The 21,182-nt window shown below is 55.5% G+C and carries 22 protein-coding genes; 6 read left to right on the forward strand and 16 right to left on the reverse strand.

Annotation, left to right across the window (positions count from 1 at the left end; translation table 11 throughout):
* Positions 1-6 precede the first annotated feature (6 nt).
* Positions 7-1,395, reverse strand: coding sequence for a GTPase/DUF3482 domain-containing protein (locus A3GO_RS0109530; RefSeq protein WP_029133202.1), 1,389 nt, complete (start codon positions 1,393-1,395; stop codon positions 7-9).
* Positions 1,388-2,737, reverse strand: coding sequence for a DUF2868 domain-containing protein (locus A3GO_RS0109535; protein ID WP_029133203.1), 1,350 nt, complete (start codon positions 2,735-2,737; stop codon positions 1,388-1,390). Before A3GO_RS0109535 ends, A3GO_RS0109530 begins: the two co-directional genes overlap by 8 nt.
* A 321-nt stretch (positions 2,738-3,058) precedes the next feature.
* Here A3GO_RS0109535 and A3GO_RS0109550 point away from each other — a divergent pair, with 321 nt between their 5' ends.
* Positions 3,059-3,853, forward strand: coding sequence for a spermidine synthase (locus tag A3GO_RS0109550; RefSeq protein WP_157606774.1), 795 nt, complete (start codon positions 3,059-3,061; stop codon positions 3,851-3,853).
* Positions 3,854-3,948: 95 nt separating this feature from the next.
* Here the strand turns inward: A3GO_RS0109550 and A3GO_RS0109555 are convergent, their stop codons facing one another.
* Together A3GO_RS0109555 and A3GO_RS0109560 are read right to left on the reverse strand one after the other, a co-directional pair.
* Positions 3,949-4,533, reverse strand: a complete 585-nt coding sequence (locus tag A3GO_RS0109555) for a cytochrome P460 family protein (protein WP_051302082.1) — start codon at positions 4,531-4,533, stop codon at positions 3,949-3,951.
* Between the two features lie 272 nt (positions 4,534-4,805).
* Positions 4,806-5,351: a carboxymuconolactone decarboxylase family protein gene (locus A3GO_RS0109560; RefSeq protein ID WP_029133207.1), complete on the reverse strand. Its 546-nt coding sequence runs from the start codon at positions 5,349-5,351 to the stop codon at positions 4,806-4,808.
* Positions 5,352-5,476: 125 nt separating this feature from the next.
* On the opposite strand from A3GO_RS0109560, the gene A3GO_RS23375 reads away from it, so the two are divergent.
* Positions 5,477-6,355, forward strand: coding sequence for an AraC family transcriptional regulator (locus A3GO_RS23375; protein WP_051302121.1), 879 nt, complete (start codon positions 5,477-5,479; stop codon positions 6,353-6,355).
* 184 nt (positions 6,356-6,539) lie between these two features.
* On the opposite strand, the gene A3GO_RS0109570 is transcribed toward A3GO_RS23375, so the two are convergent.
* The 3 genes from A3GO_RS0109570 to A3GO_RS0109580 are packed head-to-tail and all read right to left on the reverse strand — an operon-like array spanning position 6,540 to position 7,974.
* A complete protein-coding gene (locus A3GO_RS0109570) occupies positions 6,540-6,899 on the reverse strand; it encodes a hypothetical protein (protein ID WP_029133208.1) in 360 nt (119 codons plus the stop codon).
* 31 nt (positions 6,900-6,930) lie between these two features.
* The gene (locus tag A3GO_RS0109575) at positions 6,931-7,347 is read right to left on the reverse strand and encodes a hypothetical protein (RefSeq protein WP_029133209.1); all 417 of its coding nucleotides are present in this window, start codon (positions 7,345-7,347) and stop codon (positions 6,931-6,933) included.
* A 3-nt stretch (positions 7,348-7,350) separates the two neighbouring features.
* Entirely contained in the window at positions 7,351-7,974 is a 624-nt protein-coding gene (locus A3GO_RS0109580; RefSeq protein WP_029133210.1) for a nucleotidyltransferase domain-containing protein, read from the reverse strand.
* Positions 7,975-8,277: 303 nt separating this feature from the next.
* Here A3GO_RS0109580 and A3GO_RS25730 point away from each other — a divergent pair, with 303 nt between their 5' ends.
* Complete coding sequence (locus tag A3GO_RS25730; RefSeq protein ID WP_084609976.1) at positions 8,278-8,433, forward strand: CCGSCS motif protein; 156 nt, start codon at positions 8,278-8,280, stop codon at positions 8,431-8,433.
* 216 nt (positions 8,434-8,649) lie between these two features.
* Positions 8,650-9,321, forward strand: a complete 672-nt coding sequence (locus A3GO_RS0109590) for a 2OG-Fe(II) oxygenase (RefSeq protein ID WP_051302083.1) — start codon at positions 8,650-8,652, stop codon at positions 9,319-9,321.
* Positions 9,322-9,398: 77 nt separating this feature from the next.
* Here A3GO_RS0109590 and A3GO_RS0109595 read toward each other — a convergent pair whose 3' ends face one another.
* Together A3GO_RS0109595 and A3GO_RS0109600 are read right to left on the reverse strand one after the other, a co-directional pair.
* Positions 9,399-10,103: a hypothetical protein gene (locus A3GO_RS0109595; protein WP_029133212.1), complete on the reverse strand. Its 705-nt coding sequence runs from the start codon at positions 10,101-10,103 to the stop codon at positions 9,399-9,401.
* Positions 10,081-10,521, reverse strand: coding sequence for a hypothetical protein (locus A3GO_RS0109600; protein WP_245621703.1), 441 nt, complete (start codon positions 10,519-10,521; stop codon positions 10,081-10,083). Before A3GO_RS0109600 ends, A3GO_RS0109595 begins: the two co-directional genes overlap by 23 nt.
* 177 nt (positions 10,522-10,698) lie before the next feature.
* Between A3GO_RS0109600 and A3GO_RS25735 the strand changes: the two genes are divergently transcribed.
* Positions 10,699-10,857: a 2OG-Fe(II) oxygenase gene (locus tag A3GO_RS25735; RefSeq protein WP_335340025.1), complete on the forward strand. Its 159-nt coding sequence runs from the start codon at positions 10,699-10,701 to the stop codon at positions 10,855-10,857.
* Between the two features lie 54 nt (positions 10,858-10,911).
* Here the strand turns inward: A3GO_RS25735 and A3GO_RS0109610 are convergent, their stop codons facing one another.
* The 4 genes from A3GO_RS0109610 to A3GO_RS0109630 form a co-directional block, all read right to left on the reverse strand.
* Positions 10,912-11,448, reverse strand: coding sequence for a YaeQ family protein (locus tag A3GO_RS0109610; RefSeq protein WP_029133214.1), 537 nt, complete (start codon positions 11,446-11,448; stop codon positions 10,912-10,914).
* Between the two features lie 84 nt (positions 11,449-11,532).
* On the reverse strand, positions 11,533-12,270 hold the full coding sequence (locus tag A3GO_RS0109615; RefSeq protein WP_029133215.1) for an HAD family hydrolase: 738 nt from the start codon (positions 12,268-12,270) through the stop codon (positions 11,533-11,535).
* A 233-nt stretch (positions 12,271-12,503) separates the two neighbouring features.
* Positions 12,504-13,040, reverse strand: coding sequence for an REP-associated tyrosine transposase (locus A3GO_RS0109620; RefSeq protein WP_418064554.1), 537 nt, complete (start codon positions 13,038-13,040; stop codon positions 12,504-12,506).
* A 679-nt stretch (positions 13,041-13,719) separates the two neighbouring features.
* Entirely contained in the window at positions 13,720-15,192 is a 1,473-nt protein-coding gene (locus A3GO_RS0109630) for a class I SAM-dependent DNA methyltransferase (RefSeq protein WP_029133217.1), read from the reverse strand.
* A gap of 35 nt (positions 15,193-15,227) precedes the next feature.
* Here A3GO_RS0109630 and A3GO_RS26100 point away from each other — a divergent pair, with 35 nt between their 5' ends.
* The gene (locus A3GO_RS26100) at positions 15,228-15,404 is read left to right on the forward strand and encodes a hypothetical protein (RefSeq protein ID WP_157606775.1); all 177 of its coding nucleotides are present in this window, start codon (positions 15,228-15,230) and stop codon (positions 15,402-15,404) included.
* Here the strand turns inward: A3GO_RS26100 and A3GO_RS0109635 are convergent.
* The 3 genes from A3GO_RS0109635 to A3GO_RS0109645 are packed head-to-tail and all read right to left on the reverse strand — an operon-like array spanning position 15,361 to position 21,169.
* On the reverse strand, positions 15,361-16,002 hold the full coding sequence (locus tag A3GO_RS0109635) for a Fic/DOC family protein (RefSeq protein ID WP_029133218.1): 642 nt from the start codon (positions 16,000-16,002) through the stop codon (positions 15,361-15,363). The genes A3GO_RS26100 and A3GO_RS0109635 overlap by 44 nt on opposite strands.
* Positions 15,999-18,329: a restriction endonuclease subunit S gene (locus A3GO_RS25320; protein ID WP_051302087.1), complete on the reverse strand. Its 2,331-nt coding sequence runs from the start codon at positions 18,327-18,329 to the stop codon at positions 15,999-16,001. The genes A3GO_RS0109635 and A3GO_RS25320 overlap by 4 nt, the downstream gene beginning before the upstream one ends.
* Positions 18,329-21,169, reverse strand: coding sequence for a type I restriction endonuclease subunit R (locus A3GO_RS0109645; RefSeq protein ID WP_029133219.1), 2,841 nt, complete (start codon positions 21,167-21,169; stop codon positions 18,329-18,331). Before A3GO_RS0109645 ends, A3GO_RS25320 begins: the two co-directional genes overlap by 1 nt.
* Positions 21,170-21,182 lie beyond the last annotated feature (13 nt).

A 21,182-nucleotide genomic window follows, 5' to 3' on the forward strand; every position in this document is an offset into this window, starting at 1 on the left:
CTGAAACTAGCCCACCAACTGCAGGTAGAGCCAGTCACGCAACCGTTCCGCGGCCTGGCCCTGCGGACCCTGCTTCACCAGTTGCCGGCACTGTTTCAGCAGCCGCACCTGGGTCTTCAGCTCCAGCGACTGCATGCGGTTCAGCCCATCCTCGCGGATCGTCAGCCGTTCGCGGTCGGCATGGCTGCGTGAGAGCATCGCCCGTGCATGACTCAGGGCGCGACCCAGAATCACGAAGGCAAAGTTGGGATCTTTCACCGGACCCAGCAGATGCTTTTCGGCGCTGAACTGCAGCCAGGGTGGCAACTGTTGTTTCAGCCAGTCCAGCCCGAACCAGCCGGACAGGCCACCCAGCACACCACCGCTGATCGCCCCGGTGAGCAGCGAGGCACCACCGAGTCCGACATCCGCCAGCAGCCCTATCGCCGCGCCCGCACCGGCGCTGACCAGCACCAGCTGATTTTTCTCCAACCCCCAGAGGGTCCACTGGGATTCATCCATCAACTCACTTTGATGCACCTCCAGCTGGCCGATATCCGACTCCAGCCGGCGGTACAGGAACAGCGCCTCCAACTGCTGCTGCCCTTCCCGCTCCATACGGTTTAGGTGTTGATTGAAGCGGGTGATTTCATCCGACAATAACCTGGGCAATTGCGCCTGAGCCGCCTGCTCCAACCGGTTGCTTGACTGTTGATAGGTGAGCAGACGATAGAGGTTTTCCACCAGGATGCGCGCCGCCTGTTGCAACTTCAGTTGGCGATAGCGTTCCAGTTGTTCAATCGCCTGGGCAAACCCTTGTCCCTGGTGCGCATCCAGCTCGCCAAAGGTGCGCAACAGTTGCAGGTGCTGGTCGAAGCTGGCGTGCAGCGGATCAAACAGCCGAACCAGGCTGAAATACTGGTTCAGCGCCTGCTGCCACTGTGCCACGTAGGTATCACCACCGATCGGATTGATCAGCGCCAGGCGCGGTCGACCGGTCCAGCGCAGGATCTCCATCTCGGTCTCGTACTCCGGACTGTAGGGCAGTGAACCATCCACCACGTAGATAATTCCGGCGCCCCTGATGATGGGCGTCAGCAGTTCCACCTCGTCGACAAACTGCCCGCTTCCGCAGAACGCTTCGACAAATTCCGCCACCCGGGCCGGTCGCTGATCCGCCGCCAGCTCTTGTGCATTCAGCCAGGCCAGGCATTTACCGGCGCGCTGAAAACCCGGCGTATCCACCAATTCAAACACGGTGCGGTTATCCAGTTTCAGGGTGAAGTGCTGCGCCACCCGGGTGGTACCGGAGAGGGGCGATATCTGCACCTGATCATTCTGGGTCAGGGCAGCCACCACCGACGACTTGCCCTTGTTGGGATGCCCCACCACCGCCATGACCGGGTAATCAGGCATGCACCACCCCGTCCGGCACCCGGCCACTGACCAGATGAAATCGGTCCGGGATCTGCCGCATAAAGGGTTGCCAGGATTGGATCAGCCTGCTTTGGCGTGCCTCATCCATACCGCTCAGCGGGACCGGCCAGAGGAACAGGCGGCTGCGCTGTTGCCCCAGCAGTTGGCAGAGATCGGCCAGCTCGCCGGTGGGTGGTTCCCACCCTTTGCAGAGCAGCAGCAGAGGCTCATCGGGCAGCTCCGCGAACGATGTCTGCACCTCATCAGCCGATGTTCCGCTATCCAGTTCGATCCACACCGCATCCGACCCTTCTCCCACCAGCTGTTCACGCAGTGGCCCGATCAGCTCATCCGGCCAGAGGCCCCAGCAGACAATCTGCCCATAGCGACGGGTCAATGATTCCGTCTCGCTGACTGCATCGACGGCTTCACGCTGATCGACCGCTTCCATCTCCTGGTCGATCAATCCGGTCGTCAGGCGTTGCCGCAGCCCGCTGATCAGCGCGTCATTGTCGCACACCCGATCGTGCATTCTGATCAGGCGAAAACGGGCCAGAGCGGTCGTGAACAGCCGCGGCAGCAACACATATACCAGCAGACACATCAGCAGGAATCGCCACCACTGACCGAACAGGGCAGGCTGCTCAGCGGCCAGCGGGGCGGCGCGGAAATAGTGGGTCTGTTCGATCAACTCAAGGGACGGCACCGCCGCCGGCCAGAGTGTCCGCCAGGGCCAGGCCAGCGTGCTGGTGACCTGATGAATCACGCCGCCGCCCAGGTCCAGGGTCGAAGACCAGCCGAAGGCGAGATCGGTCATCAGCAGATAGAGCAGAAAGGCGATCAGCATGCCGATGGAAAACAGCAGTGACAGCTGCTGACCCAGGGCGATCACGGTCTGCTTCAGCAGCGACCGCAGGGCAGCTGGAAAACTCCCCGATGGCAGGCGATGTTCATACAGGGTGCGCAGGGGAAACGGCACCTGGGCGGTGGTGAAAAAGAGTGCCAGCAGCCACCAGGCAAAGGGCAATAGCACGGCGAGCGACAGGAACCAAAGCAGATTGATCCGCTGAAACGGCTGAAAGACTAGCAGTCCGGCCATCAGCGCAAAGCCGAATACCAGGGCGGCCACACAGCCCCCATAGACAAGCAGGGTGCTGCTGCCGACCGGCGACCCTCCCCACTGCTGCAACCAGCCGTGCAACAGCCGCCAGGCTGACTGCTCCGGCTGCGCCAGCGCCCAACTGCGATCCCGCTTGTGCAGGGTCTGCCAGTCGACCGTGCGCTCGCTCTCCAGATGCCGGCGCAACTGAATCAACAGCAGACTTTTGTCCCAGATATCCATATTATTTTCAGAAATGACTTTTTCAATTTTTATCTTTTGAGTAACTGCTTACCCTCATCACTCATAGCTCCCATAAATTGCATTGTAACCGCCAAGGACGCCAAGAACGCCAAGAAAAAGCCTCGGTTTTCCTTTGTGTGCTTCGCGTTCCTGGCGGTTATCTGCTTTTTGCCGAGCATATCTCTGTGCTCTCTGTATGCGGACTGGGGCGAGTAGTCACTCTTTTGAAATGTATCCAGCAGGTTATCACAGCGCATCATTGATTCCAGCCCGTTGATACTGCTGTTACTATTCCCCCACCTTCCACCACCGTGACTATCCATGCCCCAGAGCGGACAACTGCTTCACCACTGCCGGGACGAATGGGGAGACCTCTCGGTCCACCAGGACGCCGGCCGGCGCATGCTCTGTTTCGGCAACACGGTTGAGCAGAGTTGCATCGACATCCATCAGCCCGCCCGGCTCTGCCACCATTACACCCAGGTGATGATGCTCGGTTTCCTGCTGGCCCCGACAGTCCGACACTGCACCCTGCTGGGACTGGGTGCCGGCGCACTGGCGCAGGCCGTGCTGGCACACCACAGCGGCTGTAAAATCGACGCAGTCGAGATGCGGCCCAAGGTAGTGGAGCTGGCGCAAACCTGGTTTGCACTGCCCGATGACAAGCGGCTGCGCCTGCACCCGAAGGATGCCTGGGAGTACCTGAACCACAACCCCGTCCCGACCGACCTGATACTGACCGATCTTTACCTCGGTGAAGGGATGAACGAGCTGCAGGCGCGGCAACACTTCCTGGCCGCCTGCCGCGGCGCATTGAAACCGAACGGCATATTGATCTGCAACTACTGGTTGAAGAGCAGCCTGACCAGCCATGCGCTGAACGAGGCGTTACAGACCGTGTTTGATCAACAGGTAATGACCCTCAGCATACCGGATGGCAACTGTATCGCATTCGCCTTTGATGGTGGCATCCCGCGATTGCATTCCAAGCAGTTTATGCAGGCGGCGGAGGCGCTGGGGAAAAACATGGACATACCGCTGCAAAAACATGCCCGGGCGCTGCTGCACGAGAACCGGCAGGCGTTTCGTCATTCACGTCTGATCGAACTGAAGTAATTCATTCGTCGGGTTACGCCTTTGGCGAACCCGACCTACCGTGAAGCGGCAGATCGGGTTAACGCCACTAGCGCCCACAATTGAATCAAAAATGATTACTGCAGAATCGGATAGAACTGGGTAAACAGCATATCCTTCTGCGCATTGGCCTGATGACAGGCGGCACAACTGGCCGCCGGTGCCGCCGTTGAGGTCTCGCTGTAGGGCGGCGCATGATGCCCGAAGTTGAAGAACCCCCAGCCACTGGTCGCGCTGAAACGTTTACTGTCCTTCACCATCACATCCATGCCGTTGTACTTATCGGCGAAATAGCCACGACCGGAGGGCGCATCGGAAGAGCCGTCCGGATGCTCGCCCGGTTTGAGTAGCACCAGCTCCTTGGCGACCACGGTACCGTCAGGAAAGGTACCGGTACGCTGATACACCGCGAAGGCGTCGGGATTGACATAAACATAGTGAAACTCCGGAAACGCGGCACCACCCTTGTTCAGTGCATTGGGGGTGAGCGGCGCACCGATAAATACCCACTGACGAAAACCTTCCGGGCGTAGCAGATCGCCCTTGGCATCGAATACCGCGGCACCAATGCCCATTGCCTCTTCGGCGACTGCCAGCGGGGCGGCAAAGAGGCCGGCGCAAAGGACGGCGGTACTGATTACTGTTTTATAGATCGAATGCATTGTAATTCTCCTGTTAATTTTTTGTCCCAGTTATGTATCTTGTTTTGGCTTAGCCTGGAGATTCGCCCGGCAGGGCCTCGCCGCGAATTCGGCCCGGGGCGGGCCTCCTACAGGTCAAACCCCTCTCCGGCGGCCAGGCGTAGCGCTAGGAGTGGCTTCAGCCGCGAAATTCGCGGATAAATCCGCTCCTACAAAAGCACCGCCCCACATACAGCAGCTAACCGGAACAGAGCCTGATTTTTCCTCGATGGGACGACAATCGAGCCATCGGCTCATGCCGCCACCGACAGGGTGATACGGGGAAAATCCACCTCCGTCCCGGCCAGCCGATTGAGGTAGTTGGTCAAGACATTCAGCGCAACATGGCTCACCACCTCGACGATCTGGCCATCATCCAGACCGGCCTTGCGGGCAGCGGCAAGCTGGCCATCACTGATCCCGCCCCGGTTGCGGGTAATCTCCAGCGCCAGCGTCAGGATGGCCGCATCGAGCGGGTTGTCGGCCCGGCCCTGCTGGGCCTGGAGGATCGCCTGATCTTTCAGGCCGGCCCCCTTACCCAGCGCGGCATGGGCGCTCAGGCAATATTCACAACTGTTCTCCTGAGCCACCGCTATCGCCACCATCTCGCGCTGCTGTGCGTTCAGGCGACCGGACGCCAGGGCTTCAGAGAGCTGCAGATAGCCGTTTAGCGCCGCCGGTGCATGGGCAAAAGTGGTGAACATATTGGGCAGGACACCCAGCTTCGATTGCACCGCCTGCAGCGTGGCGGCGGTGGTGGCAGTGGTATTTTCCAGTTGGATCGGTGCGATGCGTGACATGATGAATCCTCTCTGTAGTCGGTGAAGACAATCAAACAGCCCCCTTGGGGCACGGCTTGATATTGGCAGGGAAGCGGCTACTATAGGTATCAATTAATATCTAATTTTATACTTTGAGTATCAACATGAGTGATCGACTGGTCGAACTGCTGAAGTGCTTCTCGCTCAAGGCCCGGGTATTTCAGACCGGCCCGCTATGCCACTCGGCCAGCTTTGACCAGGTGGCAGGGGTTGGCTATATCCATGTCCTTCAAACCGGCCGTCTCCAGGTACGGTCCCAGGCCCACGCCGCCCTGCAGTTCGATGAACCGGTCCTGTTTCTCTACATGAACCCCACCACCCATCACCTGACCCCGCAGGGCCCGGACGTGGAGATGGTCTGTGCCTCGTTTGAATTCGGTGCCGGCCTGAACACCCCCCTGGCCCGCGCTCTGCCCGATGTAGTGGTGATCCGTCTGGCCGATATCCCGGCACTGGACCGCGCGCTGTCGCTGCTGTTCATCGAAGCGGGGGAACACCACTGCGGCCAACAGGCGATCCTGAACCGCATGATGGAGGTGATTATCGTGCTGGTACTGCGGGATCTGATGGATCAGCACCGACTGCAGTTCGGTCTGCTGGCCGGCCTGGCGGATGACCGGCTGGCCAGGGCAATCAATGCCATGCACGCGGAACCGGCCCGGGAGTGGTCACTGGAGGCACTGGCGGAAACCGCCAACATGTCCCGTGCCCGCTTTGCCAACCGGTTCCGGGAGGTGGTCGGCACCACACCGGGGGCCTATCTGGGTGAGTGGCGACTCACTGTCGCCCAATCCCTGCTGCGCCAGGGCAAACCGGTACAGTATGTGGCCGATGTGGTGGGATACGGCAGCGCCAGCGCCCTGTCGCGCAGCTTCAGGGCACATGTGGGGCAGTCGCCCAGGGAGTGGTTGAAGGCGGACCAGGCGCTGGGTGGCCAGATCAACAGCACCGCCGCCTACGCCCGGCAGGAGCGGCGTGGATGACTCCCCGGCCTGCTACTGGATTTATCCCGGACGCGCCCCGAAGCAAAGCGCAGTCCAATGGCAATGCCGGCGAACAGCATGGTCGGGAGAGCGGTTGGGGTGAGGGGAAACAGCCACGGCGAATAAACCAACTCCGGCACCACCCGTAGCCGGTTCGTCTCATAACGCACCAGGGTATCGGGATTCAGCTCGTGCTCGGGCCGAACTGACAGAGGCTAAAGCGGGTGCCGCGATCCCGCAGCTCATGGCACAAGACGCCCAGGATGCCAAAGGTGCGCATCCCCTTATTAGCCGCCTTGGAGTCGGCCTTGTTCAGCTGGCTGGCAACACGCTCCAAGAATTTCTGTTCGGGGTTGCTGGGGTAGAGCTTGCAGAACTTCTGCCACCGGGCATCCTGGGTCTCCTTGACGACGCCCAGCAGACCCTCTCCGTAGAGGGCGAGTTCGCGGTTGTAGTTTTCCGGCTGTCCCAGCAACCAGCCATTGGCCAGTAGTTGCTGAATAATATTGTTCTGAAACGTCAGCTCACTTGCCTTACCAGCCATAAGCGGCCCTTCCCCTTATTACTTGTCCGTTCTACCTAACCGGGCCTAACGCCATGACACGCAGTAGCAATTCATCGGCCAGCGCAATCAACTCTGCCAGTAACTGTGCATCGATATCGAGATGTCCCTCGTACTCGGCGAAGTTTCGACGTCGGTGACACTGATCCAGCACACGCCACCGGGCATCTTCAAACTGCAAGGTGTGTTTCAAGCACTGAAACACGATGAAACGTTTATCCGAACGGTAACCATGCCAGCGAAGCGCAGCCAGTGCCAAGGCATGCGCCGCCCCATAAGCCAAAGTGAACTGGCTATCGGTCGAGAGCCCCGCCAGCCGCACATCCGCCAGTTTGGCCGTTGCCGCCGACACCATGCCATCAAACTCTGTCTGGTCAGGCGGTTCATGATTGAGTTGATGAGTCTTCACCAGATTATCCAATGCTTCCATGCGCTACGCTCCCTGTGCGTCCCTATCATCCCATTCGGGGTTCCGTTTAATCCAAAGCACCTTCTGCCCCATCAGCCGGGTAATAAAGTGCTGCTGCTTGCGCTTACGTTCTGCAAACTCCTGCGGCGTATAGAGTGTCGGGTTTATGGTACGGCCCAACTGCACCTCCGCCTCCGCCAACACCTCCATCACAGCGCCATAGCTCAGGCTATTACTGACCAGCAGCAGATCAATATCACTCCCGGCATGCTCAGCCCCCTTGGCCATCGAACCGTAGATAAGGGCGAGATCGATCTGGTCCAGTAGCGGACCCAGGGCCGAGCCGACAATATCCAGCAACCCGAAACTTTTCTGGGCAATCCCCTTTAACTCCTCAAAAATTGGGTTTTCGGCATTCGCCTGATAGTGGTTCTGGTTGCCGATGCGGGTCACCGTCAGCAGGCCCGCCGTGCAAAGCTTCTCCAACTCACGTATCACCGAACCCTTTCCAACCCCCGCCAGCCGCACCAACTCATTCAGATAGAAGCTCTGTCGCGGCCGTCCAAAGAGCAGCCCCAACACCCGCTGCTGGGTCTTGGTAAAGAGTGCATCACCGATGTTGGTCGTAACAGATTCCATTTGGTCCATGATTGAAAAGTCCCGATTTGGGTACTATAGGTCTCATTTTGGGACTTTTCAACACTCACCGGCGAGCTTTCGGCCCGTTGGTAAACAATTTGCCAAGCATGCCGGGGTATTCGATACACCCTATAAAGTGCACTAACCCCTTGAGATAACGATCATTCGAGTCTAATCCTTTTGGCTATGAGTTTAAGCCCTTAAATCACGCCCGCCTGCTTCTTCAAAATTGAGCTAGGACAAGGCGCCACCAACTGTGGCCCCCTATCCTGACTACCGATATTACCACCTGAAAAAAGGATATATAGTCACATGAGCGAAGAAACCAAGCAGACTTCCAGCGAAGCCAACGGCAGTGAAGCACAGGACAAACAAACCTCTTCCATCAATGTCGAGATTAAGGCTGAGACCACGGAAGAGAAGAAAGAAGCAGATCGCCCTGGCGTCTGCTGCGGCTCCTGCTCCTGACCAGTGATGATTCGGGGGGATGGCGACCGCCTCCCCCCGATCCCGTTTTCCACGGCAAGATCCGTCCAGCCCCCTCGTCCAGACTCTAGATAAAACCCCGCTTTTCGCCCGCTCCGTCCCATCGTAAAAATTGATTGGCGACCGACAGATCGCAGTCATAGAATAGCGCCGCACCCGACGCCCCACACCTGATCGGGTTTTTGGGAAAATACTCGATTGATACAGAAAATTGCCGACTTCAGCGCTGACACACCATCAGAAGATGACAGCCTGTTTGAGCGTATCGCCTGCGGTGTCGAATCCCAGGGCTATGTCATTCTGCCCACCGCGCTACCCGGCCGGGTCGGCGACAGCCTGTTGCATTACCTGAGCCTGCTGGAGGAAGAGCGCTTTCATCAGGCACGGATCGGTCGCGGTATCGAACAGACCCGCAACCAGTTCATCCGCCGTGACAAGATCGTCTGGATGGACAGCCTTCATCCAGAGGCCTGCACCTGGTTCAACTGGACCGCCCGGCTGAAAACTTACCTGAACCGGCGGCTGTTCCTCGGCCTGTTCTCATTCGAGAGTCACTTTGCGCGCTACCGTTCAGGCGACTTCTACAAAAAACACCTGGACGCCTTTCGCGGTGAATCCAACCGGGTGCTGACCCTGGTCACCTATCTAAACAGAGGCTGGGAACCGGGCCAGGGTGGTGAGCTGGTACTCTACGCCCCGGATGAAGGAGCGGAGATCACCAGGGTCGTGCCCACCTTTGGCACGCTGGTGATCTTCCTCAGCGAGGAGTTTCCCCATGAAGTGCTGGCCGCCGACCGGGACCGCTACAGCGTGGCCGGCTGGTTCCGGGTTAACGGTTCCATTAATCAGCAGATTGATCCGCCGCGATGAGTAAAAAAGCCACTCCCTGGGTTGCATGGATTGAGTCCTAAATCACTGCTTCATCGTTATATCAATTACCAGTAGGATCATTCCATTTTCGCAAGCTTCTTGAGTCTGTCCATTATCAGTGTAACACGTGCCTGACCCACCGAATCGTTTGGCATATGCCCAGAAATGGACGCCACAAAACGACGATCTCGCAGCAAACCTTTGAATCGTTCAGCCAGCTCTCTGACCAATGCAGGCCCTGCCCCATCTACTTCAGCCATTAGCTCAGGTCGTCCATCCAATACAGCGACTATATCCTCAATGTCATGACTCATCAGATAGTCGCCCTGCCCACGCCCACCGAAGGCTTCCAGTTTTGTGATGAGAAAATAGGGCGCAGACACCATCCGAATCGATTTTTCAGAAGGCAGATCAACTCTCACCGCATGCTTAATTGCAGAGGCATACCAGCGGTTACTGAAACCCAGAATCGAGCTTTCAGTTGGCATCACATCCAGAATCACCCCTTCTGTAACCCAACGGCATACTGGTGCACCATCACTGGCGTCCTCTCGGAATCCACGTTCACGCAATCTATCGGAGAGGTGAATATACTCTGCCAGAGACGCTACCTGTACGATGGTGTCGACATCACGTGTCGCACGTATTGGCGGGGCAGCCACATCAGTGATCAACAGTCCGGTGGCACAACCACCCAGAAAGACCATCTGCTCTACCAGCGCCCCCAGCCGATCAACTGCGATTTCGAGAATCTCCAGGTTAGGGTTCTGGACTCTTGTCATAGCACTCCATCCTCTTATTGATCTCCCGGATTGCCCAGTCACGCTCCCTGGCCCTGCCGCCGCGAATCGCATCTACCAGCACCAGCCATTCATACAGCAACGCGTCCCTACCGGCTGCCTCGGGTGCAGACTTATAGAGCGGGGAGAACGCCATCCCCCTATCCTCACCTTGGGCGTATGGCCACACCGGTGGTGGTTCCCCATCTGGAACAAAATGCCTGGCCAGCGGCGGCCCCGCATGGACCGTCAACATACCACGGCACATCTGACCGCGCTCCGGGACAAACACATAACGAAGCCCATGCACCAGAAACTCCTCAAGGTTTCTGGTATTTGGCACAATGCTACCCCTCTCCTGATAAGCGAGATTGGCGGCCAGTGCCCGCTTTATTGCCGAATGGACCTCAGACGGACTCATGCACAACTCAAGTGCCAGGCGATTATAAGTCCAAGTCTGATGGCCAATGGCAACCAGCTTCAGCAATACCAATACATCTTGCGGTTTTAAATTCATCGGTTATTCTTTATTTGTGATTCGCGAATAAAGAATAACCTTAAATAGAACATTGAACAACTGAACGTCTCGTCTGGTTCAGTGATTTACAAACAATTGGCCCAGGCAGGGGAACTGGCGGTCTTCCTCAGCGAGGAGTTTCCCCATGAAGTGCTGGCCGCCGACCGGGACCGCTACAGCGTGGCCGGCTGGTTCCGGGTTAACGGTTCCATTAATCAGCAGATTGATCCTCCGCGATGATCAGTCATTAATGGATCAGCTTCCGGCGGCGGCTCGCTACACAAGTAGTGGCCGCTATCGGTCCTGCAGGGGTGACCACTCCACTTCACACTCCCCCGCCTCGGTTGCCACAAAGGCGGAATCCCCGGTGATGGTGACGGACAACGCCATGGTCCTCTGTACCAGCCCGGCCAGCCTGCTGATACCCTTGGCGTCAAAACGAAAAACCGCAACAGGTAACGCGGCAAACTTTGCCTTGGACTGCTCCCACCAGACATCCGACTTGGCATTGAAGCTATAGACCTTGACGCTTTTCGCCAGCCGGGTCGCCTTCTTGATCCGCTCCACGGCCGGCTCGCCCACATCAATCCACAGGGCGATCTGATCATCCAGCGTGCGCACCCAGATGTCCGGCACATCGGGCTCCGAAAGCCCCTTGGTAAAAACCAGTGCCTCCTGCGCATTCAGACAGAACGCCAGCACCCGCGCCAGCATCCGCTCAGGATTTTCCGAAGGGTGTTGCGCCACCGTCAGGTTCAGGGTGTCGTAATAGTTGCGGTTAATATCCGACAGGCTGATGTTGAATTTGTAAATGGTTGGCTTCAGGGCCATCTCTTATCCTTCGCTACGATTGCACAGGGTTCCGGGGCGGAATGAAAGACGGGCAAGGTACCACGTTAACGTGTGGTAACCGAATTAATCCTGGTGCAATTCACGAATCAGGGCCGGTATCTCACTCGGGTGCAGCACCGTGTGGTGGGGCGTGATCCCCAGCTCCGCGTCCAGCGGCTGCTGATGCCGGACCCAGACCGAGGTAATGCAACTGCCGTGGGCACCGGCGATGTCTGCCGCCAGACTGTCACCCACATGGATCGCCTCATGGGCCTCGCAATCGGCCAGCTTGAGGGCCTTTTCAAAGATGGAGCGCGCCGGCTTCTCCTCCGGCTCCTGGCCACCGATAATAATGTGATCCACATGGGCCGCCAGATTGACCGCCTCTATCTTCGGTATCTGGGAAAACACCGGGCCATTGGTAATCACCACGGTGGTGAACAACTGGCGGGCCTCGGCCAGAAACGCCTCGATGCCAGGAAAGAAATCGAAGGCAGCCAAGCGATCACGATCGAACTGATGCTGCAGTTCCTGCGCGGTCGCTTGACTCACCTCGCCAGAACCCAGTTCCGCCAACAGGTCGATCATCAACTGCACGCGAAACGCGTCCTCGCCCCGCTGTTTGATAATCGGCAGATAACGCGCGCGCTGGATATCGCTCCAGCGGCGATAGAAACCCGTCTCATAGCGATCGGCAAACAGCACGCCATCCACAGCGAACTGCGCCCGCACCGTGTTGGCCAACTGCGCCTTGGCCAGATCAGTGGCCTTTCGAGTATCGCAGAGGGTTTCATCCAGATCGAGAAAAATCGCTTTCAGCACACAAGTATCCAGCAAGTAGCGTATGTGGGATGGGTTACGCCGTACCGGCGCCACCCATCCTGTGGATTCACAAATAGTACCACCGCAGGGGCGGCACCCCCGCCGCGATGTTCGGCCCGAAGGCGGGCCTCCTACAGGTGCATTTAACCACAAAGGGTGGTAGTCAGTCTCACTGACTCCGACCCCTGTTCACTCTCGTTCCCACGCTCTGCGTGGGAACGCATACCCAAACATCACCAAACCTTCTCCACCTCCAACAACCCGGCTAACCCGGCATAATCCCGTGCACTGGAATAACGCCAATGTTCCGGTTGATCCACATACCCGCGTTTCACTGGGTTCTGATGAATGTAATCCACCTTCTGCCGCATCATCGTATCACTCTGTATCCACTCAGGGTGACACCCCTCCTGCCAGAACTGATACACCCGATCACCCTTGTGCGCCTTCTTGTAAAACACCAATTGGTCCAGAATTCGTCTGACATTGTGCTCGGCAAAATAGGACAATAACCGCCTTGAAGTGTACGACTTGAACCGTGCCATATCGCGATTCAGATCACTGCTCTGCACGACCATATGCAGATGGTTCTCAAGAATTACGTAGGCATACACTCGTAATCCTTCATTCTTTAAGAATCGAAGCGACTCCAGAACGATCTCCACAGTAGTCGGGCGCGTGAAGACGGGTATCCAGTGGAGCACCGTGCAGGTTACAAAATGCNCANGCGCTGGATCGANGATCCTGTAACGACTCCTTCCCACAACCACCTCCTTGTGTGTTGTTTTTGACTTGGTTCGACATCCATATATCGCACGGTGATTCCGTCACCGTATGCATTCCCACGGGTATCCAGTGGAGCACNGTGCAGGTTACAAAATGCNCACGCGCTGGATCGANGATCCTGTAACGACTCCTTCCCACAACCACCTCCTTGTGTGTTGTTTTTGACTTGGTTCGACATCCATATATCGCACGGTGATTCCGTCACCGTATGCATTCCCACGCAGAGCGTGGGAACGAGAGGTACCGCTGTCTATTGCTCCAACAATTCCATATTCAAAACAGTCCGGCATTTGGGGAACCGGAGCAGCCCCAGAAACGCCACCCCTTCTACGCACCCCGTTTTTCCTCCCGCTCCACATGGCACTACCACACTGCGGACAGCCCTTTTCAGACTCCCAGTCACTAACTATTTGCCAGACATGTCGCGTATGTTTTCTCGTTCCCACGCTCTGCGTGGGAACGCATATTGTTGCCCATTCGACTTATCCGATACCACCAAACAGCGCCTTCAACTTCTGCCATGAATAGTAAGTACTGATGGCGCCAAAGGGAATCTGATTGATTCGGAGATGCAAATCCGCCAAGTCCGCATATAGCAAACCACATTTAACGGCCACTTCCATGCACCTGTCCTGCTCTTCGGTTCCGCACAAGTGGACCGAATCAGCGTAATACCGCCGCGACTTCCCGAAAGCTGTTCAGCCCGGCTTCAATACTCTCAATAATCTCTTCGGCCAAGTCTTCAGGATCAGGAAGGTTATCCAAATCAGATAAGGACTTGTCTTTCAGCCAGAAGATATCAAGGCTGGTCTTATCTCTGGCGACTATCTCCTTGTAGCTAAATTTTCGCCAGCGGCCCTCCGGGTTTCGTTTTGGCGACCAGGTTGCCTTTCTTTCATGGCGATTCTGGGGATTGTAGCAATCGATGAACTCTTGCAGATGCTCCAAGCGCAGCGGCTTCTTTTTAAGGGTGTGGTGAACATTGGTGCGGTAATCATAGATCCAGATATCCTTGGTCCAGGGGCCTTCTCCAATCCGATTGTCAAAAAAGAGCACGTTAGCCTTGACCCCGTTGGCGTAAAAAATACCGGTCGGCAACCGCAGAATAGTGTGAAGCTCCGTAGTCTCCAACAGTTTCTTTCTGACGGTCTCACCCGCTCCGCCTTCAAACAGGACATTATCCGGCACCACCACAGCGGCACGGCCGTTGGATTTGAGCATGGTTTTAATGTGCTGAACGAAATTCACCTGCTTGTTCGAGGTGGTAGCCCAAAAATCCTGTCGGTTGTAAGTGAGGTCGTCTTTCTCCTGCTCACCCTCTTCATTGGTAAAGGTCATACTGCTCTTTTTACCGAAGGGAGGATTGGCAAGTACAATATCCACCGTCATTTTGGGTGGTGAAATCAGCGCGTCATCTGAAACCACGCTCACTTCGCCATCGATCTCACCGATGTTATGCAGAAACATGTTCATCAAACACATTCGGCGTGTACTGGCGACAATCTCATTGCCGTGAAAAGTCTTGTGTTTCAGAAAATCCTTCTGCGCTCTATCCAGACCATAACTTTCTTTCAAGAAATCATAGGCCGACAGGAAAAAGCCTCCCGTACCACAGGCCGGATCGGCAATGGTCTGCATCGGTTCGGGACGCATGCAGGCAACCATCGCCTTGATCAAGGAACGGGGGGTAAAATACTGGCCGGCACCTGATTTTGTATCCTCGGCATTCTTTTCCAGCAGCCCCTCATAAATCGCGCCCTTGATGTCGGCATCCAGTATGACCCAATCGATATCGTTGATCATGTCGATCAAGCGGGACAGCTTGGCCGGATTTTGAATCTTGTTCTGTGATTTGGTGAAGATCTGACCCAGCATCCCCGGCTTGTTGCTCAATTCGGTGAGCAGCATAATGTAATGGGCTTCAAGCTCGGCCCCTTTCTTTTTCAAAAGGCTCGGCCAGGCATACTTAACCGGTATACCGAGTTTACGATTATGTGGAGGCTTACTGTACTCATCCGCCATCTTCAGAAAGATGAGATAAGTGAGTTGTTCCAGGTAGTCACCGTATCCGACACCGTCATCCCGAAGGGTGGTACAGAAACTCCAGACTTTGGAAACGATACTGTCCGCGTTCATGGTTTTATACTCAAAAAAGTTTTAGAATTAGTTTTATGAAACAGAAACTTCTCTCTAAAACCAATCCCTATCTCCGTGGAGAAAAAGCGGCCGGCAGACGCGTACGCAGCCTTGCCAGCTCGACCGCGATAGAGACAGGCAAATCGATCAAGGTGATTGAAGAACGGATCAATCATCTGCGTTCCTCGAAGCGTCGCGTAACACTTGCCTGACCAGTTCTTTCATCGGCTCGTAATTATCCAGTCCTGCTCGAATCGCGGAAAAATAGCGCTCCTTCTGCTCGTCCCATAACGAAAAATCCAGCTCCGGCTTGCCCGCCTGCATCGCCATCACGTTCGCCAAAAGACGGGAGATTCGGCCGTTTCCTTCCCGGAAGGGATGGATCAGGATCAGTTCGATATGGACAACTGCAATCGCTTCCGTGAGCTGTTCGTCGCTCATGCCGATGCAGGGCGTATAACGAGAGAGAAAATCCCGGTCGAGAACCGCCATCAAGCGGTCGATCTGTCCGGCGGCGGCAAACTGGAAATCACCCTTACCCATGTTGACGGTCCGGGACTTTCCTGCCCAGGGGTAGACATTGCCCAGCCAGCGACGGTGCCATTCGCAAATATCCGCACTGGTCAGCGTCTGATCCACCTCCATCGACTCGGGAATTTCGTCATAGAGTTGTCTCAGAAGATCCAGCTCCACGTCATCCATTTCCGAGGCGTCACTGATGCCGAGCTTGTTTTTCAGCACCATGCCGTCGGAGCCCGGTTCGAACTCAGCTTCAGAATTACCCGTAGTGTCATATCGCCCGGGCGTCATTTGCGCCGCCCTCCCCTGGCGATAACCTTCTCGCCCCTACCCTGCGGGGTCAGCTCTTTAGCACGCATCCATTCGAGTCCCCGGAAAAACTTGTCACGCTCGATATTGAGCTTGTCCTTGTGCCAATTTTCCCGAGCTTCGGTAACAATTGCTTCGTCGTTCGGCAGTTGGCCATCCAGTAGCAGGTTGTTCCAGGCGGCGTAAAGAGTGGCAACAACCTCAGATTCCTGGGTATTACGCGGCTTCATAAGATCCAGCAGGGCTTCAACTTCAGACAGACGATCACCAAGAGCAATTTTCGTTTGCTCTACAAGTTCATCAAATTGGGATAAAGGATAAATCGTATGACCGTACTTCTCTCTCCTTACATCGAAGTAACCTGCTTTTCTCGCATGCGGTTCCACCAACCTCCGTAGATGAGGATAATCGTTCGGACCTGCTGCATCTTTAACAGGCGTTCTGCCCAAATCGATCCCCAAATGTGCTTCAACCAAATGGGCAATCTTTTCACCTTTAACATGCTTAAAGTAGCGAGATGCGCTTTTTGAGTTTTCGTAGTGACGATACCCAAGAGCCAAGATACCCGCATGAAGTTTAGTAGTACTGATTCCCTTGAGGCGGGTTTTAAAAGGAAAAACCTCTGCTGGAGACTGCAAGGTTTTTGATTTCCTATCGCTTGTACTTCGCTTCATGGTTTTCGCTGCTGCTTGTGCTCTTTCTGCGGCGATGCGTTCCAGCAGGACACTGGCGGGCTCGTCGTTGGGGTCCTGGTCGACCAGTTGGCCGGAAAAGGCTTTTTTTAGAATGGATTGGCGGAGGGATTCAGATTTCTCTAAGTTTGCATCAATATCTTTTGTCGCTTTATCGATTACTGAAAATTGTCTATTTAATTCAGATACAATTTTTACTTGTTCCTCGTAGCTACATATGGGGATTGGCACAGTTTGTAATATCTTCTGATTTAAGTTCTGCATAGTCGTGCCAATGCTTGAATCCGAAAGATAATCCCTAACTCTGCGAGAACTCAATATGTGGCAATAAAACTCAGTATCTAGTAATTGCATCAACCGTACAAATAGACTTCCTGTCCCACACAGCCAACCATCTTCATTTTCACTTACAATTGCGCAGCGCCCCATCTCGCCTCTTCGACCAATAACAATGTCATATTTTGACATTACATATTTTTCTAATTCAGATATTTTTCGTTCCGACACTGTTAGGCCATTATCAGGAACAATGGTCATATCTTTTATATGGCTTGGGTTAATTAACGGTGTACCGTTCTGAATATAATCTTGTTTATGAAGTAATGACCCAAATGGCCCAATTTGGATTCTTTCAACAACATCAGACAATTGAAGCCAGGCCCATCCATTAGGTAACTCAGGAAGGTTTTCTAGGTCAATTTCTGAAGGTGTTGAAAAAGGAATTAATTTGGATGGTTTTGCAGGTTTCTTAACTTTTTTCCCACCAGCATCCCATTGCCTAACCGCTGCCTTCCATTGTTCCAGTTTTTGCTGGTAGCGTGCCGCACGCGTTTGCTTGATGCGCGCCAGTAGCTGTTCGGCGCTCTCCAGTTTGGTCGCTCTGGGCTCCTGCCCTCCCGCAACACTTGCACATCCCTGTGCGGCGTCCGCATTTTCTCCAGCCGCTTCGGACTCCTGTCCTCTCGCGGCACTTGAACATCCCTGTTCGGCGCGCCACTGCTCGGTGAGTTTGCCTTCAAAGGCGTGTTTGAGCAGTGCCTGGCGGTAGACTATGAGTTGTTCGCGGGCGCGCTTGAGGCTTTCGATGCCTTTATCCAGCTCGGAGAAGAGTTCTTCAATCTTGGCTACTATGCGGTGTTGTTCGTTGGTTGGGGCAATTGGAATAGGTAGTTTCCCAAATGCTGTACCGGATATTTCACGAAATGTTGTGCCAGTCGCATGCTCCTCAGCTAGGTGCTTTGAAGCTTTTAGATAATAATAGATGTACTCATTGTGTATACCACTGGCAGGAACGATACTCCTGAATCCCTGATTTGTGCACATTGGTTGTGCACTGATAACTACATATCCAATAGGAGCTCTAGATGAAAAATGAATACTGCCGGCTGGCATCTGTTTGGCTGAGCAGTTTCGCAGACCTTCCTTGGTGATGCTTTTTGCGCCATTGGAAATGGTTTTGCTGGTGTACCCAGTTAAATCGGCAGGGGAAATCCAATTGATATCGCCTCCCCAGTAGGCATCTATTTTAGTTGAGGGGGTACCGCCAGACACGATTTTACCAATGGACGTTAAGTCAACCCACTCCCATTTCTCAGGAATAATCCAAGGGGTATTCATCAGGCTGCCAACTCACCATTCATTTCATCAATCAACCCATCCATCTCAGCCCCAAACAACTGATACATTTTTCCCAGCCCACCCCGGCTATCAAACGGCGCCATCTCCAGATCATCCCGCTCAAAGTGGAACGAGCTGATGATGTGGTCACGGATCATCTGCAGCCACTGCATCTGCTCTTCGTTGAACTTTTCACCGGCGCCGGCGTGACGCTTGAGCATCCAGTTCTGGAAGTTTCGGCGCACAGTGGCATCGTAGGGGGTAAGCGTTGCGTCGATGCCGCAGACGCGGCGGATCAATGACACCAGCGCAGTGAGTTCGTTGATGGGTTGCGTGTCTCCGCCTTTCGATGAGCGCTCTTCCAGATGGCTGTAGGCATTCCAGACCCGGATCGGGGCCAAGGTGGGTTTGTCGGCCTTAATCCTTTCCATTACTTCCCGGACCATCCGGTAGGTGATCTCCCGGCGGCGATGGGGTTGATCAAAAAAGATCTCCAGGGCATCGATTTCATTTTTGTGTTGTTCAAGGTAGTCGGTGAACTCATTGGCCAGTTGTTTGGCGTTCGCTATGGCGTCCTTGCTCCATTCGGCGCGGATCAGTTCGTCCAGGTTGTCATGGTCGATCTTCTGCTCCTTCTCCCGGCGGATGCTGTCGATCAGCTCGATCAGTTCGCCGTTGAAGACGTTGGCGGCGGCCTTGACCAGTTCGGCCTGGGCCTCCTTGCGTTTGTCGTCGCCCGGATCGGTGCCGACCGGCTGTTGCGCCAGCTCCAGTGCCCTGGCCTCGACAAGGTCGGCGTCGATGGCGTCGAACAGACCGCTGACGATGCGGGTCAGCTCCACCCCTTTGGCCGCTTGTCTGATCCGGGCCTGCTCGTCGGCATCGAGCTGTTTGTTGAGCCGCGCCAGACGTCCCGCAAGAGAACTCACGCTATCGTTATCGCTGGCGCCCATCATCACACCCATGGCCAGGTCTTTCAGGGGAACCGAAGGCTTGGTAATCAGGGGCTGACTGGCGGTCTTCAGTGATTGGGTAACGCCAATGGCATCGACAATCACATAATGCGTCTTGGCGCTGTTGGCCGAGGGAGTGACCTTTCTCAGATCGTCGTGATCAAGGGTGCGGGTACCCCGCCCCTTCATCTGCTCGAAGTAGTTCTTGCTCTTCACATCGCGCATGAAGAGCAGGCACTCCAGAGGCTTGACGTCGGTGCCGGTGGCGATCATGTCCACGGTCACGGCAATACGGGGGTTATAGTCGTTGCGAAACTGGGCGAGGATCGATTTGGGGTCTTCGGCTTCCTGGATCAGCTCGCCCTTTTTATTTTTCGAGTCTTGCGCCGCCCGATAAGTGACCTTCTTGCAGAAGGCGTTGCCCTCGCCGAACTCTTCGCGCACGGTCTGGATGATGTCATCGGCATGACTGTCGGTCTTGGCGAAGATGAGGGTCTTGGGCACTTCGTCCCGGCCCGGGAATATCTCCGGCAGGCTGTTGCGGAAGGCCTGGATCACGGTCCGTATCTGGCTGGGGTTGACGATATCACGGTCCAGCTGCCTCGCGGAGTATGTCTCGTCCTCGTCCTGCTCCTCCCAGCGTCTGCGGCGGCTCTTTTTGTCTCGCCGCTGGATCAGCTGCTTGGCTTTCAGCTTTCCACCCTGCTTGGAGATGTTTGTGTCGATGGTGTAGATCTCGTTGCCCACATTGACACCATCGGCTACAGCCTTTTCATGATCATAGTGGCTAACCACGTTCTGCTTGAAGAAGCCGTAGGTGCGGTTATCCGGGGTGGCGGTGAGGCCGATCAGGTAGGCGTCGAAGTAATCCAGCACCTGTTGCCAGAGGTTGTAGATGGAGCGGTGGCATTCATCGATGAAGATGAAGTCGAAGAATTCGACGGGCACCTTGGGGTTGTAGGCGACGGGTAAGGGTTGTTTGGGTTTGGTGAGCTGCTCGGCCGGATTGATCTCTTCAAGGGCCTCATCCAGCGGCTCCCCCTTGAGAATGGAGTACATGCGTTGAATGGTACTGATGCAGACCTGGGCATCCTTGGGCACGCTGGCACTCTTGAGCCGCTGTACCGCGTAGAGTTCGGTAAACTTGCGGTTATCGTCCATGGGGGTATAGGCAAGCATCTCCTGCTCGGCCTGTTCGCCCAGGTTTTTGGTATCCACCAGAAACAGGATGCGCTTGCTCTGTGCGTGTTTGAGAATCCGGTACATGGCGGTGATGGCGGTGTAGGTCTTACCCGCACCGGTGGCCATCTGGATCAAAGCTCTGGGTTTGTCCAGCTTGAACGACGCTTCCAGATTGGTGATGGCGTTTTCCTGGCAATCACGCAGACCCAGCTCCTTTGCGGGTATCTTGTTCGGATTCAGCGGCGGAATCCGGTTCAGTCGGGCTCTGAGGCTACCGTCCTGTTCCAGCCACTCCAGCAGGGTTTCCGGGTGGTGAAAGGTGAAGACCTCACGGGAGCGGGGCTTGGGGTCCCTGCCATCGGTAAAGCGTGTGATGATACCGGTGCTCTCGTAGAGGAAGGGCAGCGGCTCATTATTACTGACCCATTTGAGCTTGGCCCCGGCATACCCCTCTGTTTGGATTTCGACTTCAGTGATGTTCTGGGCGACTTCTTCGCGTTTAGCTTCGATCACGCCAACCGCTTTCTTAGCCACGAACAGAACATAATCGGCCGGTCCGGTATCGGTGGGGTACTCCCGAATCGCCTGGCCTATTCCCTGGTTCAGATCGATCCTGTTTTTATCCTGGACAGTCCAACCCGATGCCTTGAGCAGGTCGTCGATGGTATCGCGGGCGATCTGTTCCGGGTTTTGGTTGGGCGCCATATTTACTATCCGT

Source organism: Sedimenticola selenatireducens DSM 17993 (genome assembly GCF_000428045.1).
GTDB classification, from domain to species: Bacteria; Pseudomonadota; Gammaproteobacteria; order Chromatiales; family Chromatiaceae; genus Sedimenticola; species Sedimenticola selenatireducens.